The 14,863-nt window shown below is 46.9% G+C and carries 15 protein-coding genes; 11 read left to right on the forward strand and 4 right to left on the reverse strand.

Translation table 11 applies throughout. The annotated features are described in order from the left end of the window. Positions 1-8: 8 nt before the first annotated feature. Positions 9-479, reverse strand: a complete 471-nt coding sequence (locus ACKFKH_RS13455; RefSeq protein ID WP_446858817.1) for a gamma-glutamylcyclotransferase family protein — start codon at positions 477-479, stop codon at positions 9-11. Between the two features lie 143 nt (positions 480-622). On the opposite strand from ACKFKH_RS13455, the gene ACKFKH_RS13460 reads away from it, so the two are divergent. From ACKFKH_RS13460 to cpdA, 10 genes are all read left to right on the forward strand, one after another. Then, positions 623-1,264: a Uma2 family endonuclease gene (locus tag ACKFKH_RS13460; RefSeq protein ID WP_446858818.1), complete on the forward strand. Its 642-nt coding sequence runs from the start codon at positions 623-625 to the stop codon at positions 1,262-1,264. Between the two features lie 102 nt (positions 1,265-1,366). Beyond that, a complete protein-coding gene (leuS, locus tag ACKFKH_RS13465) occupies positions 1,367-3,925 on the forward strand; it encodes a leucine--tRNA ligase (protein WP_446858819.1) in 2,559 nt (852 codons plus the stop codon). 826 nt (positions 3,926-4,751) lie between these two features. Beyond that, entirely contained in the window at positions 4,752-5,060 is a 309-nt protein-coding gene (locus tag ACKFKH_RS13470) for a hypothetical protein (RefSeq protein ID WP_446858820.1), read from the forward strand. Further along, positions 5,057-5,485 (forward strand): hypothetical protein, encoded by a 429-nt coding sequence (locus ACKFKH_RS13475; protein ID WP_446858821.1) that lies wholly within the window; start codon positions 5,057-5,059, stop codon positions 5,483-5,485. Before ACKFKH_RS13470 ends, ACKFKH_RS13475 begins: the two co-directional genes overlap by 4 nt. Positions 5,486-5,810: 325 nt before the next feature. Beyond that, positions 5,811-6,047 carry a hypothetical protein gene (locus ACKFKH_RS13480; protein WP_446858822.1) on the forward strand — a complete coding sequence of 79 codons (237 nt, stop codon included), beginning with the start codon at positions 5,811-5,813 and terminating at the stop codon, positions 6,045-6,047. A gap of 124 nt (positions 6,048-6,171) precedes the next feature. Then, on the forward strand, positions 6,172-6,429 hold the full coding sequence (locus tag ACKFKH_RS13485) for a hypothetical protein (RefSeq protein ID WP_446858823.1): 258 nt from the start codon (positions 6,172-6,174) through the stop codon (positions 6,427-6,429). A 980-nt stretch (positions 6,430-7,409) separates the two neighbouring features. Beyond that, positions 7,410-7,952 (forward strand): hypothetical protein, encoded by a 543-nt coding sequence (locus ACKFKH_RS13490; RefSeq protein WP_446858824.1) that lies wholly within the window; start codon positions 7,410-7,412, stop codon positions 7,950-7,952. 264 nt (positions 7,953-8,216) lie between these two features. Then, complete coding sequence (locus tag ACKFKH_RS13495; protein WP_446858825.1) at positions 8,217-8,918, forward strand: WecB/TagA/CpsF family glycosyltransferase; 702 nt, start codon at positions 8,217-8,219, stop codon at positions 8,916-8,918. Positions 8,919-9,087: 169 nt separating this feature from the next. Then, on the forward strand, positions 9,088-9,759 hold the full coding sequence (locus ACKFKH_RS13500) for a sugar transferase (RefSeq protein ID WP_446858826.1): 672 nt from the start codon (positions 9,088-9,090) through the stop codon (positions 9,757-9,759). 590 nt (positions 9,760-10,349) lie between these two features. Further along, positions 10,350-11,201, forward strand: a complete 852-nt coding sequence (cpdA, locus tag ACKFKH_RS13505) for a 3',5'-cyclic-AMP phosphodiesterase (RefSeq protein ID WP_446858827.1) — start codon at positions 10,350-10,352, stop codon at positions 11,199-11,201. Positions 11,202-11,220: 19 nt separating this feature from the next. Here the strand turns inward: cpdA and dtd are convergent, their stop codons facing one another. From dtd to ACKFKH_RS13520, 3 genes are read right to left on the reverse strand one after another with little or no spacing between them, the layout of a single operon-like run. Beyond that, the gene (dtd, locus tag ACKFKH_RS13510; protein ID WP_446858828.1) at positions 11,221-11,676 is read right to left on the reverse strand and encodes a D-aminoacyl-tRNA deacylase; all 456 of its coding nucleotides are present in this window, start codon (positions 11,674-11,676) and stop codon (positions 11,221-11,223) included. 26 nt (positions 11,677-11,702) lie between these two features. Beyond that, a complete protein-coding gene (locus tag ACKFKH_RS13515; protein WP_446858829.1) occupies positions 11,703-11,987 on the reverse strand; it encodes a (2Fe-2S) ferredoxin domain-containing protein in 285 nt (94 codons plus the stop codon). A gap of 55 nt (positions 11,988-12,042) precedes the next feature. Next, on the reverse strand, positions 12,043-13,191 hold the full coding sequence (locus ACKFKH_RS13520; protein ID WP_446858830.1) for a CobW family GTP-binding protein: 1,149 nt from the start codon (positions 13,189-13,191) through the stop codon (positions 12,043-12,045). 151 nt (positions 13,192-13,342) lie between these two features. Between ACKFKH_RS13520 and cysS the strand changes: the two genes are divergently transcribed. Further along, positions 13,343-14,794, forward strand: a complete 1,452-nt coding sequence (gene cysS, locus ACKFKH_RS13525) for a cysteine--tRNA ligase (RefSeq protein ID WP_446858831.1) — start codon at positions 13,343-13,345, stop codon at positions 14,792-14,794. Positions 14,795-14,863: the final 69 nt, after the last annotated feature.

Raw genomic sequence — 14,863 nt, forward strand, 5'->3', positions numbered from 1 at the left:
ATCCGGAGTCAGGAAGTTCTTGGCTGCGGATTATTTTTTGTACTGCTCCATCTGCCGCTCACAACTGGGATTCCTTGCAGACGATCGATTTGTGGCATCGTCATCACATAGGCCCAGGCAACCCCTAAAGCGTGTAGGTGGCGATCGAACACTTCGATTTCTTGCCGTCCATATTCGTGATCTTCCAAATTCTGATCTGGGAAGACCTGCTTTAAGTCATCTGGGTCGTGTCGCTCGTAGTCGTCCATAATTTGCAGAATGCTGGGATCGCTAAAAGAAAGCAGAGAGCCATAGATGGGAGCAGTTCCCGGAGTCATGGCGGGGTAGCCGAGCGGTAAATGGTAAAGGGTGCCAAAGGCGATCGCCTCACGGGATTCAACCAGCTTTTGGGCACACGATCGCTGATATGAGTTGGCATCTGGTTTAAGAAGCTCTTGAGGCTGTAGCGTTCCGTAGGTAAAGACGCGAATCAGGGTCATGGGTGGGCGGCCCCTTGCGGGTCACTCGAAGAGATCGGCGGATAGGTTTAGATTAAGCGACTCTGCGCTTAAGAGATGGGCAGTTTCCAGAAGTGTAACGAGAGGGTGAATCCGATAGAATACGGGCAAAGGAGGTATTGGTTATGGCAATTACACTCATTCCATCCTCAAGTCAGCAGACGCAACACATTGTCGTTGAAGGGGTCAGTTGGGCAACGTATCAAGCACTGCTTCGAGATTTGGGCGATCGTCGGTCTTCTCGGCTGGCTTACGATCGAGGTACTTTAGAAATTATTATGCCTTCTGATTTACACGAATTTATTAATCGATTTCTAGAAGCCTTGGTGAGAGTATTGGCTGAAGAATCAAAAATGCGGCTAAGAGGGTACGGTTCGACGACGCTTAATCGCGAAGATCTGGAACAAGGGGCTGAACCTGATGCCTGCTTTTATATTCAGAATATAGGCAGAATTTTGGGTAAAAAGCTCGATATTACGACTGATCCCCCTCCTGATTTGGCCGTTGAAGTAGACATCACTAGCTCTTCTCGTCGGCGATTTGGCGTTTACCTACAATTACAAATTCCTGAAGTTTGGCGATATACAGAATCGCGAGGTGTAGTCATCTATCAGCTACAAAAAGGTGAGTACGTGGAATGTGAGTTTAGTCCAACTTTTCCGATGATTTCTGGAGCTGTTTTGGGGCAGTTTCTTCAACTTGCAGAGACAGAAGATGACATTAGCGTGGTGCGATCGCTCCGTCAATGGCTAAAGAATAATCGCTAAAGACCGATGGCTGAAAACCACTGGCTGAAGACTCAAAACCCCTCTCCCAGTGCCTAACGCGAATAGAATGGGTAAACACTTGATTTATTAGGAGTTTTGATCGTGGAGTCCCGCTATACCCCAGCAGAGATTGAACAGAAGTGGCAACAAGTTTGGACTGAGCAAGGACTCAACCAGACTACGATCGACAGCAGCAAAGAAAAATTTTATGCCCTGTCGATGTTTCCCTATCCCTCTGGTGACCTGCATATGGGGCACGTTCGGAACTATACGATCGTCGATGTCATCGCTCGTCTCAAACGAATGCAAGGGTACCGCGTCTTGAATCCGATGGGGTGGGATGCCTTTGGGCTGCCTGCCGAAAATGCGGCGATCGAGCGCAACACACAGCCTGCCAAATGGACGTATCAAAACATTGCTCAGATGCGGGATCAGTTCAATCGGTTGGGCATTTCCTTTGACTGGGATCGCGAGGTTGCAACCTGTTCGCCTGATTACTATCGCTGGACGCAATGGATCTTTCTGCAATTTTTTGAGCGGGGATTGGCTTATCAAAAAGAAGCGACAGTGAACTGGGACCCGATCGACCAAACGGTTTTGGCTAATGAGCAAGTCGATGCCGATGGTAAGTCGTGGCGATCGGGCGCAAAAGTCGAACGAAAATTGCTGCGTCAGTGGTTTTTGAAGATCACCGATTATGCCGAACAGTTGCTGAATGATTTGGATCAGTTGAGCGGCTGGCCCGATCGCGTCAAGCTGATGCAGGCAAACTGGATCGGCAAATCCGTCGGCGCGTATTTAGAGTTTCCGATCGTCGGTAGCGATCAAAAAGTTGGCGTTTTTACGACTCGCCCTGATACCGTGTACGGCGTAACTTATGTCGTGCTGGCTCCCGAACATCCTTTGACGCGACAAGTCACAACTGGGGATCAACACGTTGCGGTAGAGGCCTTTGTTCAAGAAGTGTCGGGTCAGAGCGAATTGGAGCGGACGGCAGAAGATAAGCCTAAACGAGGAATTCCTACGGGCGGCAAGGCGATCAATCCGTTTACAGGGGCGGAGATCCCGATTTGGATTGCCGATTACGTTCTGTATGAGTATGGGACGGGGGCGGTGATGGGGGTTCCGGCGCATGATGTGCGAGATTTTGTGTTTGCTCGACAGAATGAACTGGCGATCGTTCCGGTGATCATTCCTCAAGAGGGGGATGGGTTTGCTCCGTTGACGGCTGCCTATACCGAACCGGGCGTTTTGATCAATTCTGCTGAGTTTGACGGAACGCCTTCGCTGGAGGCCAAACAAGCTGTGATTCAAAAGGCAGAAAAAGAAGGGTACGGCAAAGCCCGGATTCAATATCGGCTTAGGGATTGGTTGATTTCGCGCCAGCGCTACTGGGGGGCCCCGATTCCGATCGTTCACTGTCCTGATTGCGGTGCGATTCCCGTACCTGAGTCTGAGTTGCCTGTGGAGTTGCCCGAAGATGTCGAGTTGTCTGGGCGGGGCGGTTCTCCGTTGAGTAAATTAGACTCCTGGTTAAATGTGCCTTGTCCAACCTGCGGCACTCCGGCAAAACGGGAAACCGATACGATGGACACGTTTATCGATTCATCCTGGTATTTTCTGCGCTATCCCGATGCGAAGAATGATCAGGCGGTCTTCGATCGCGCCAAAACCAATGATTGGATGCCCGTCGATCAATATGTCGGTGGGATCGAACACGCGATTTTGCATCTGTTATATTCGCGATTTTTTACAAAAGTGCTGCGCGACTGCGGCTTACTCAATTTTGATGAACCGTTTCAACGATTGTTGACGCAGGGCATGGTGCAGGGCAAGACCTACAAAAATCCCAAAACGGGCAAATATGTGACTGCCAGCAATATTGCTGATTTGGCGAATCCAACCGATCCGGAAACGCACGAGCCGCTAGAAGTCGTTTATGAAAAAATGTCCAAATCAAAGTACAACGGCGTGGCTCCGGGCGATGTAATTGACAAATATGGCGCAGACACCGCACGTATGTTCATTCTCTTTAAAGCGCCCCCCGAAAAGGATTTGGAATGGGAAGACGCTGACGTAGAAGGACAATTTCGCTTTTTGAATCGAGTTTGGCGGTTGGTCACAGAATCCAAAATCCAAAGTCCAAAGTCCAAAATCCAAACCTCTGATCTCGCCAAACCTGAGAAGGAACTGCGGCGATCGATTCACATTGCCATCCAAGAAATCACCGAAGATTTGCAGGGTGACTATCAATTCAACACGGCTGTCTCAGAAATGATGAAACTCAGCAATGCGTTGACGGATGCAACTTGTAAAGATTCTCCCGTTTATGCCGAAGGCATTCAGACGTTGCTGTTGTTGTTAGCCCCGTTTGCGCCGCATATTGCCGATGAGTTGTGGCATTCAATCGGACAGGCTGACTCGATTCATACTCAATCCTTTCCGATCGTTGACCCTTCCGCCTTGGTGGCTGATGAAATGACGATCGTGATTCAAGTTATGGGCAAAACGCGCGGCACAATTCAGGTTTCGGCTCAGGCGGACAAGGCGGCGATCGAGCAGGCAGCCCGTGAGTCAGAAATTGCTCAACGCTACCTTGAAGGCAAAATGACCAAAAAAGTGATCGTTGTTCCCGGAAAGCTGGTGAACTTTGTGATCTAGTTAGCAATAGATGAAAGTAGCGGTTAGAGCGCGATCGCCAAGCGAATCTGAGAGAGACGATTTCTTGTAGCGGACGTTGAATCAAGAAACTCCTCCACGCCTGTTAAGCATTCGTTCTGACCGCTACCTAGATTTCAAATTGGAGAACTTTGGGTCAAAAATTCCGGCTCGAAGTTCTCCAAAATGGAAATGTAATGTCTAAAGCGCTAGAGAATGAAGCGGAAAAACTCACTGAATTTACGCTGATCAAAACGCTCTGATAAATCGTAAGATGAACATAAAGAGATAAAAAAAGAATCAAAAAATATCGGTGATAGAACCTGTTTAGGAATACAGAGATTATTAACTTAAGATAACTCTTAATACAAAACTGATACTTTATAGAACACGTTAGTTTTCAAACCACAATCTCGCAATAATGGGTTTTGTAGTGGACAGAATTTAAACTAGACCATTGCGATCGCGATTCACAACTTGTATCAATTACTCAAGACCCTTACAGTAGCGTCAAACTGTTTGGTGACGGCTGTCCTCAGCTTCTGGCAGCTATGTGACGCTTGTCAGACTGTACTAACCTGCATCATCGCGAATTTATATTCACCATAGTATTTACCTCAATAGCGGAAGCTACCGAGCAAACTTCAGCAACCATTGCTTTTGAGGTGAGCTTGGGAAATTTGGGTGTCTACTTCGGTTGCATCAGCAAATGCGTTCGTATTCCTGGAGATTTTTTCTCTAAATCTTAAATGTAGTAACTAATTGATATTGGTTGCATTTCAGATTGGGCTGCGAACTCGCTTTCCAGTTAATTAAAAAATCTTGAAAGATGTCAACTCCTGCGTTTTTTGATCATAATCTCTGTAGTGGTGATACTAAGAGTGTGATGGTCAACCTGACTCGCGGTTTTGTTGATCGCGATGTTGGATCGAATTTAGTCTTACCAAAAGTCAAAGGTGCATATCGCTCTCAGGTGCCCCTACAGGTGCAAATGGTTGATTTGGGAGGCAAGCGTCTACTGCTCAGTTTATATGCTCCCACACACCATCTCAGAAAGGAATTTCCTCAATCTTTACGCTTACTCAATTTGAAGGAAACGTTCCTTCCCTTCCGACCTGGCTCTCGTCTTGCACGATGACCGCTGTCGTTGGGAAGGTACAAGGACTCGTCTTTCAAGGAGCCGAAAGTGCCTCAACGCTAAAAATGCGACTAATTTCTCATCTGTTGAACTGGGTTTTCCAGAGAGGTGATGCGATCGTTGCTTTTCAGCAGTTTGCGGACAGCCTGAAACCGATTGGCTTCATCGTCGATCGCGTGCAGGTCGTTCACAATCTAGTTGTCACACTAGAGAGGTTGAAGCGTGGGGTAGAACCAGAGAATCAAGTCTGGTTTTTGCCTGGGCAACCGCTAGTTCTAATCGCGATTAAGCGGTTATGGCTGTTTGTGTTGTATTCTTTGCTTGAGCGGCTGTTGATTTTACTGACTCAGCCCGTGAAGACGATCGTGGTTACAGATGGCTATTACAGTCTTGGATCGGTGAATGGAGCCTTGATTCAAGCTTGATTTAAGGGGAAGGCGCAGATTGAGGTGAGTGATAGCAATCCCTGATCTATTTCTGCGATTCTAAAGTGTTGTGATGGACGAGTGAGTATTTGTTGGAGAAATCCCCAAATGCTGATTGGCGGCTGTTGCAAGTAGAAGAAAGTTAGACCTGAGAGAACTTCAGACTGGGTAGACCTGTTTACTCAGACGCGACCTGAAGTTCAAAATCTCCAGTCTAGTTTTGAGTTAGCTGTTTTTGAAGTTGATACTTTTCGTTGCTGTGTTTCAGGAGGTTGTTTTTTGAATTCAACCTCAGTAACTGTGAATGATTTATTTGGAGGTAGCTGTGAACGATCGAACTGCTTTAATTGCGCTCGTTAGAGAACGGGATGAGAGTCACTCTGATCAAGATGCCAGCGATGAAACGGGCAGCTATGATCAGGGCTTCTTGATCCCCGACTCAACTCTTTTGATGAGAAAACTACCTGATAGTCAGCGTTGGAGCCACTATCTGTTGGAAAAAATGGTTCGAGATAGCGTTGCTCAATTCAATCTTTGCAGCCCGCAAAATTCGCGAGATTAATGGTGTCTTAGTCTGTGTAGCAATTTTCCTTGCGTTTAATTGCTACACACTCGATCGTTGGCGATCAGCTTTGTCTGGTGTTGTATGACGCATTCGACCCATTTTTCTAACTTGAATCACTCCTATGGCAAGTCGAAGGTTTTGGGCTTTACTCAGCCTTGTTTTCTCGATCGCGGTTGCGTTTTATTGTCGTGACCGTCAGCCTTTCAATTTTGTGTCTAACACGTTGGTGTATTTGGTAAGCGTTTTGTCTGTTGGCGATCGGTGCTGTCTGTCTGCTGCCTGTACTCAAATCTATCCCGGCTGGATTCGAGAGGATGAGTTCAAGCGGCTGGTAGCACTGGGGATAGCTCACATCCGATCGCCTATTCAAGCCTTCTGAACATCTGGTTAGCAACTCGTCAACTTTTTCCAGGGTGATTTGCTGCGATCGGATGGTCTACAGATGGACGCTTGAACGTTGTTTGAGAAATTTCAGCGGTTCTGAGATTTTGCACCAGCGGTAAGCCCAATTGATATGACTGACCTGGAAGACGAAATCAGAATGCAGCTACTGACCCGACAACCTTGCCTCTGTTCTGCTGTTTATCCTCACAGGTTACAGGGTTGTTGTGTCAACTGAATGTCAGCGACGTGGCTTAAGAATGTTGCGATCGCATCGTTTTAGAAGTAGATGAATGCAGAAATCGATCGAGACTACAGGGTGTCACAAACTCCAAATTTCTGATGGTGAATTTCCTTGCAAAACCACAGTGAACTGTCTTGAGATGTAATTAAGTTTTAGAAGCGTGACCTAAAAACTTTTGAGCATTTTCCCGACCAAATCTACATTACTGATCGCTTAGGTCTTCAGTAATATTGTGCATCATAGAATGTCGTTCAAAAAGCTTCTGATATAGATCCAGGGCTGGCTACAGCATTCTTAAAATATTTTTATTCTGATCAGAGGTCTGATTCACAGCTTTGATTGAAGTATTGCATCAGTATTGTAAATACTGTTTTGTTACTCAGTAATTAATTGACCATAAGCTGTTTCCTTTCCAATAGATCTATTGATGTAAGTATCTTGAATTATCGTTGACACAAGTGAAAATGAAGAATTTGTAAATCTATTGACTAATCTATCGTTCATCCATGAAAATTAAGCCATCGCTAAATTATCGGTTTGTCAAAGTAAGGTTCATCAAATAGAGGCTGTTTGTAAAGTAAATCTGTGTAAGATTTCGGCTTCTTTGGTTAGTAATTTCTCAAATCAGCAATCGCTGTTCTATTTCAGAAACAGTTGATCGTGTGGGAAATTTGCGTTGAATCTTCTAACTAAACCGTTTGTTTTTCTATTTAGCTTGTCATTCCTGATAGTGAATGCATGACCTGTTAACTGCTTTTTTTAAGGTGTATCCCCAGATGCCAGAACCAACTTCCCTTCTGACTTCTACGCAGGAGGATGACGACTCAGAACCTCCCTCTACTCGATATTTCTGGTTTGATGCTGCTACCACTGCTCAGTCCGATCGCCGGACTTCATTGATTCTTCCTCATGCACCCGCCTACTTTAGACCAGTCAGTTTTCAAGAAGATTCAAACATGATGTTTGATCACAGTCGATTGCTAGAGTTTGATTCCAACTTGGGAATGGCCACCGTCAAGAAAGCGCTAAAAATCAGCTTTAGTAAAGTGCTTTTATGGGGCACTCGGTTTCAAGAAGTTTTTGCTTATTTACAGGGGCGATCGCAGAGCGCAAAATCAGGGAAAAAGCAGGCCTGCCCGCACTCAAAACTGGTTCGCTACATCTGGGGCATTTTCTGTTCTGCAATCTTGTTTCCGACATCGCTGCTTCATTCTGCAATGGTTTTCACCGTTGTTAACTGGGTGTTTTTTACACGCTTTCTCTACACCCATAGCTAACTGTTGCCTTCTCGGATACAAAGTTGCCTGCTCGTGCAGGTTAATCCTGATCGTTCTTCTGTGGGCATTCACTCCCGTCAATTTACGCTGACACCAGGTAGAGATCTGGTGAGTTCTCCGTGCCGCATCAACTTGCTACGGCCCGTTTTGCAAACTTCTGCGGTTACTCCGCACTCCCCCGACACTCAGTGATTGCGAGGCCAATCTATGTTCTACGCTTCCCGTAAGTTGAAGATCTTTAACACAAACATTGACAATCTTTCAATGCTAGAGTTTCTGCAAGAGCTTAAGTCTGGAATCGTCTTTACACCCAACGTTAATCACATTGTTAGACTGCAAAAAGACCGCGAATTGCAGAACGCTTACAACGCTGCTGACTACGTAGTCTGTGACAGTACGATCGTGCTCTATGCCTCACATTTTTTGGGCAAACCAATTCAAGAAAAAATCTCTGGGTCAGATATCCTGCCAGCTTTCTACACCTGTCACCGCAGAAATTTAGACATCAAAATCTTTTTGTTGGGAGCCGACGAAGGGGTGGCCCTACAGGCGCAAAATTGTATTAACCAAAAAGTCGGCCGCAGAATTGTAGTCGGCGCTCATTCTCCTTCTTTTGGTTTTGAAAAAGACGAGGCTGAATGTTCAAGAATCATTGACTTAATCAATCACACCGAAGCAACTGTATTAGTTGTGGGGGTGGGCTGTCCTAAACAAGAAAAATGGATTTTGAAGTATCGAGACCAACTCCCGATGATCAAGATTCTCATGGCCCTGGGAGCCGCGATCGACTTTGAAGCCGGGCACAAATCTAGAGCGCCCAAGTGGATTGGTGATGTTGGCTTGGAGTGGCTCTATCGTCTGGTATCAGAACCGAGAAGGCTATGGAAGAGATATCTACTAGATGTGATGCCGTTTTTTTGGTTAGTCGTCAAAGAGAAACTATCAGACAAAGCAATTTTGGATTAGCGATTAGACCGACAACTAGAGACGCTAGACCCAAGACCGAAAATCTTCAATGCTGCTCTGTCCAGAGTCCACCGCCCAAAGTCCACAGCCTACAGCCCCCACAAAGCAAGCGAAAACTCAATACGTCCCCAAAAACTCACGCTCTACCAATGAGTTGGGAAGAAGCACCATGATCAAAAGTTCTAAAGCCCGCGAATCTTCTGCATTCACCTCACCGTTTGCGTCGGTATCTCCGCATCCGTCCACAATTTCATTGCTCAAGCGGTTGATTGATATTGGAGGTAGTTTGATTGGACTGTTGTTTCTTGCAATCCTTTATGTTCCGATCGTCGTAGCGATCAAGCTCGACAGTCCAGGGCCAGTCTTTTATAGTCAAACTCGCTGTGGTCTACGGGGAAAGCCTTTTCGGTTGTGCAAGCTGCGATCGATGGTCACTAATGCAGAAGAGTTGAAGAAGCACGTCAAAAACGAAGGGAGCAGTCTCTTTTTCAAGAATAATACCGATCCACGAGTGACCAGAGTCGGTCAATTTTTGCGAAAAACTAGCCTTGATGAACTGCCCCAATTTTGGAATGTGTTGATAGGAGAGATGAGTCTGGTTGGCACCCGTCCCCCTTTGCCGGATGAGACGGCTCACTATCGCGATCGTCACTGGCAACGCCTGAATGTCAAACCTGGAATCACGGGCGAATGGCAGGTCAGCGGTCGATCCAACATCAAAGATTTTGAGCAAGTTCTTGACCTCGATCTCAAGTATCAAGAGCGATGGAGTGTCAGATATGACTTGATGATCATTTGCAAAACGATTTTGGTTGTCTTTGCTCGAAGAGGTGCTTACTAAGAATCATGAAAGAATCACAAATTAAAAAAATCCAACGAATCAACTCACAGCCATCTACACAACCCCTACCTTTGCGTAAACCCTATTGAGGCAATCCGCCACGCTGCTCTAGCTTTTCTACTCAGATAATAATAAGTGCGAAAACGCTGTAGTATCCAAACGATCGTTTGTCAAAAACAATAATTCAGCCAGCTTCTCTATCAGCATCAGCGAAAAAATTGTTTCTGGCTACACCTTACAGGTGATCTTAAAAGATCATAAAATTATTTGGTCGAACGAAATACATCAGTATTGAGTGTGATCTAAATCACGGCAAACTTAGGGATCAGATCGCAAATCCACGTTCTGTTACAGGGTACTCTGGGAGGATTGAAAACGATGCACCCCTCTGCGGTGTAGTAAATCTTAAGGAGAAGCCTGCCACCTTTAAAGATGAGCCGTTCCCAGTTAACCGTGTGCTAAAAAATAGGATTACAAGTTAATGACCAAATTTGTCGCTGTGCGTTAGTTTCTAAAGTTAAGTTAATTAATTTTTGTCAGCTAAATTGAAGATCAGTCAGATAGCTCTGAAGTTCAACGAATTGGCTGACGTGGAAGTTCAAAAGTTTGTGCAATATTCGAGTCGCGCTCTGAATTCAGCAAGTATGGTTTACAATCCTCCCTTACTCATTGCTCAGGTTACAGATATTCACCTGTTTGCAGAAACCGATCGTACCCTTTTGGGTTTGCCGACTACGGACTCGTTTGAGTTTCTCATCGAGCAACTGTATCGGCTCAATCCGCAGCCCGATCTGCTGTTGCTGACTGGAGATCTTTCTCAAGATGGCACCTCGGACTCTTACGATCGTCTGCAATCTCTTTTGAGTCCTTTGGGCATTCCGGTCTATTGGCTCCCTGGCAATCACGACCTGCCTGATGTGATGGCGCGATCGCTCACTCATCCGCTCTTTTTGCCTGATAAATCATTTCAACCCAATGGCTGGCAGGTTGTTTTGCTCAATTCTGCTGTGCCGGGGTGCGTACACGGTCAGCTTTGCGCCGACGAATTAGCGTGGCTTGACCAAGAATTGCAGCAGAATTCGGGGTGTCCGGCGATCGTCGCCCTGCACCATCCGCCCTTATTGACGCATTCAGATTGGCTGGACACCAGCGTTTTACAAAATCCTGATGCGCTATTTGCGGTGCTCGATCGTCATCCTCAAGTCAAAATTGTTTTGTTTGGTCACATTCACCAAGAGTTTCAGTATCAGCGCAAACAGGTGACTTATTTGGGAACGCCTTCAACCTGCATTCAGTTTGAGCCAAAAAGCTCCAAGTTTGCCCTAGATCATCAAAAACCTGGATTTCGGCTGCTCACCCTTGAGTCATCGGGGCGGTGGCACACTCAAGTCAAACGCATTGCCTATTCTCATCAGCTTGATATGGTGGCAGCAGGCTATTGATTTCGCTGGTGAAACTCAGTTAGTCGCTGGTCGCCGATCGCTCCAAAATGAGAGTGACTGGGCCATCGTTTTCGATCGTCACTTGCATCATTGCCCCAAATTTTCCAGTTTCGACTCGCAGCCCACTCTGCCGTAGTTTTGAAACAAATTGCTCATAGCGTTGTTCTGCTATTTCAGGAGCCGCTGCTTGATCAAAAGAAGGTCGCCGCCCCTTGAAACAGTCTCCATACAGAGTGAACTGACTGACTACCAACAGGTCGCCGCCAATTTCCTGCACAGAGCGATCGAACCGTCCCCCGTCTCCATCAGGAAACACTCGCAGATCCAAGCACTTGCGCGCCATCCAGTCGAGTTCTGTCTCGGTGTCAGTTGTCGCAATGCCTACCAGCAGGTTTAGGCCTCGGTTAATTGAGCCAACGATCGCTCCATCCACCGTCACCTGAGAAGATTTAACGCGCTGAAGAATGACTCGCATGGTTGAAGTTTGAAGATTTGCTCCCCTCAGAACCGGGGATGAAATCGAGGATGCAACAGGTCTTCGACTGGCTTTCCTTGCTTAAGATGCTGCTCGACGATCGTTTCTACCTGTTCTGGCTTAACTCGACAGTACCAAACTTCGTCAGGCAGCACGCGCACCGTCACTCCCATATTGCACTGTCCCTGGCATCCAGACTCAATCACCGTCACGTTAGAAATTGGATGCGCCAAAAAAGCTGCCAGCACCTCCGCTGAATCTTTTTCAAGACAGTTTTGGTACTGGCAAACGAGAACTTGTAGATGGGTCATAAATTTGGGTCTTGAGCGCTGAGGGTGAAATTTGAGCCTCAAAACTTATTCTTCCCTATTTTCTAAACCCTTTGCCGCGACTGGTGGAGGGAACGCCCAAACAATCGGTGATTTGCGATCGCAGTGTCTCTTCATCCAAACCTTGCCCAATCAGCACCAGTTGGTTTTTGGGGTTGCTGCTCCATTCGGTGTCATCAAGCGAGAAACGCTTGCCGCTCAAGTGAAAAATGTGACGCTTGGGACTTTCGTCAAACCAGAGAATACCCTTGGCGCGAAAGACATTTCCGGGCAGCAGATTGTCTAAGAAATTTTGGAACTTGCGAATATTGAAGGGGCGATCGCTCTGAAAGGAGACCGACGTAAAGCCATCATTTTCTAAGTGATTAGAGTGGTGGTGGTGTTCATGATCGTGGTCATGACTGCACTGCTCGTGATCGTGATCGCCCTTAGAATGATGGTCGTGATCATGATGGTCGTGATTGTGATGCTCGTGGTCGTGATGTTCGTGGTCGTGATGCTCGTGCTTTTCGGCAGTGGGATCAAAATATTTGTCAGACTCGAATAATCCCACACTCAACAGAACTGCCAACGGAGCCTGTCCCTTCGTAGTTCGCAGAATTCTGGCACCTTCTTTGATTTCTCGAACTCGCGTTTCTAATAGATCGAGATCGGCTTCATCTACCAGATCAGCCTTATTAAGCAGAATGATATCCCCGTAAGCGATTTGATTGTAAGCTGCTTCGCTGTTAAACAAATCCAGACTAAAGTTCTCAGAATCGACGACGGTAATAATCGAATCCAACCGAGTCATATCGCGCAGCTCAGTTCCCAAAAAGGTCAGCGCCACAGGGAGCGGATCAGCCAGTCCCGTAGTTTCGACGACGAGGTATTCGATCGCCTCCTCTCGCTCCAAAACTTTGTAAACCGCTTCGACCAGATCATTATTAATGGTGCAGCAAATACAACCGTTGCTGAGTTCCACCATATTATTGTCATCGCTGGTCTGGACGATCAGTTCATTATCGATGCCAATCTCACCAAACTCATTCACCAAAACCGCAGTTTTTAGCCCTTGCTGGTTGGTCAAAATGTGGTTGAGTAGAGTAGTCTTACCGCTACCCAAAAAGCCTGTAATGATCGTGACGGGCAGCCCAGTTTTAGGCGTATCCATGGCCAAATCGGAAGAAGTCGCTGCTGATTGCATATCGCGTTTCACATGAGAGAGCAGGGAGTGGAAACGGGGAAAATGGTTACTCAACCCCCCTTAAACCACTCTTTCTGATTATCGCTGATCTAGACTTGTATGATTATCTCTTAAGCCAAACTGAAGTTTCAATCTGCCCTCATTCATCCCCATGCCCTTATCGCTCTACAATACCCTCACCCGCCGCAAAGAAAGTTTTGACCCGATCGAACCCGGTAAGGTGCGGATGTATTGCTGTGGCGTGACGGTCTATGACTATTGCCATCTGGGTCATGCGCGATCGTACATCGTCTGGGATACGGTGCGTCGCTACTTGAAATGGCGAGGCTATGAGGTGCGCTACGTGCAGAATTTCACCGATATTGATGACAAAATTCTCAACAAGGCGCGGCAAGAAGGATCGTCGATGCAGGAGGTGTCCGATCGCTACATTCAAGCCTACTTTGAGGACATGGAACGGCTAAACGTGATGGAAGCTGACGCTTATCCTCGCGCTACGCATACGCTGGACGGCATCAAACGACTGATTTACGAATTGGAGCAGAAAGGCTTTGCGTATCCATCAGAGGGCGACGTTTACTACGAAGTGGGGCGCGATCGCTCCTATGGCAAACTCTCTGGTCGCAAGCTAGACGATCTGCAAGCGGGGGCCAGTGGACGGGTGGAATCGGATGATCCCGATCGTCAAAAGAAACGAAACCCGTTTGACTTTGCGCTGTGGAAAGCCGCTAGACCGGGAGAACCTGCCTGGGAATCGCCTTGGGGCGCGGGCCGGCCGGGGTGGCACATTGAATGTTCGGCAATGGTACGCGAATTTTTGGGAGACGCGATCGATCTTCATGTCGGTGGTTTAGATCTGATTTTCCCTCACCACGAAAACGAAATTGCTCAGTCTGAACCCATCACACGTCAACCGCTTGCGAAATATTGGATGCACAACGGCATGGTGAATGTCGGCGGCGAGAAAATGTCGAAATCGCTGGGCAACTTCACCACGATTCGCGATTTGTTGGACAAAAAGGGCATTGATCCGATGGTGATTCGGTTCTTTGTCTTGGGAGCGAGCTATCGCAAACCGATCGACTTCACTGACGAGTCGCTAACCGCTGCCGAAAATGGCTGGCACAGGCTGAAAGAAGGACTGCTGTTTGGATATCAATATGGCGAAAAGTTGGGCTGGGATTCAGAGGCAAAAATTCAGAGTTCTCCCGCTCACAGTGCCTTTCAAGCTGCGATGGACGACGATTTCAACACGTCTGGCGGACTGGCGGTTTTGTTTGAGATTGCTAAAGAATTGCAGAAAGAAGGGAATCTGCTGGTTCACGGAGAGCCATCTGGAACTGATGCCCAAACTCTTCAACAGCAGTGGTTGACCTTAATTGAACTGGCTGACGTGCTGGGATTAGAGGCAGAACTTGAAGTCGAAACGAGCGATTCTAATCAAATCAGCGACGCTGAAATCGAAACCAAAATTCAGCAACGACGAGCATTTAAGCAGACCAAAAACTTTGCTGAAGCCGATCGTATTCGCGACGAGCTTCAAGCCCAGAGGATCACGCTAATCGACAAAGCGGGGGGTGAAACCCTCTGGCATCGCAGTTAGACTGTTAGAATCCTCAAATATTCTGCTTTTACCTGGGTGAGCTAATATTATTCGCTCAGGAAAAGCTGT

The sequence above is a fragment of the Phormidesmis sp. 146-20 genome, assembly GCF_052939475.1.

What these genes read in the sequence shown, in the direction of transcription:
- ACKFKH_RS13455 (WP_446858817.1), bottom strand. Translation starts at nt 479, where the DNA reads ATGACCCTGATTCGCGTCTTTACCTACGGAACGCTACAGCCTCAAGAG.
- ACKFKH_RS13460 (WP_446858818.1), top strand. Translation starts at nt 623, where the DNA reads ATGGCAATTACACTCATTCCATCCTCAAGTCAGCAGACGCAACACATT.
- ACKFKH_RS13470 (WP_446858820.1), top strand. Translation starts at nt 4,752, where the DNA reads ATGTCAACTCCTGCGTTTTTTGATCATAATCTCTGTAGTGGTGATACT.
- ACKFKH_RS13475 (WP_446858821.1), top strand. Translation starts at nt 5,057, where the DNA reads ATGACCGCTGTCGTTGGGAAGGTACAAGGACTCGTCTTTCAAGGAGCC.
- ACKFKH_RS13485 (WP_446858823.1), top strand. Translation starts at nt 6,172, where the DNA reads ATGGCAAGTCGAAGGTTTTGGGCTTTACTCAGCCTTGTTTTCTCGATC.
- ACKFKH_RS13490 (WP_446858824.1), top strand. Translation starts at nt 7,410, where the DNA reads ATGCATGACCTGTTAACTGCTTTTTTTAAGGTGTATCCCCAGATGCCA.
- ACKFKH_RS13495 (WP_446858825.1), top strand. Translation starts at nt 8,217, where the DNA reads ATGCTAGAGTTTCTGCAAGAGCTTAAGTCTGGAATCGTCTTTACACCC.
- ACKFKH_RS13500 (WP_446858826.1), top strand. Translation starts at nt 9,088, where the DNA reads ATGATCAAAAGTTCTAAAGCCCGCGAATCTTCTGCATTCACCTCACCG.
- dtd (WP_446858828.1), bottom strand. Translation starts at nt 11,676, where the DNA reads ATGCGAGTCATTCTTCAGCGCGTTAAATCTTCTCAGGTGACGGTGGAT.
- ACKFKH_RS13515 (WP_446858829.1), bottom strand. Translation starts at nt 11,987, where the DNA reads ATGACCCATCTACAAGTTCTCGTTTGCCAGTACCAAAACTGTCTTGAA.
- ACKFKH_RS13520 (WP_446858830.1), bottom strand. Translation starts at nt 13,191, where the DNA reads ATGCAATCAGCAGCGACTTCTTCCGATTTGGCCATGGATACGCCTAAA.
- cysS (WP_446858831.1), top strand. Translation starts at nt 13,343, where the DNA reads ATGCCCTTATCGCTCTACAATACCCTCACCCGCCGCAAAGAAAGTTTT.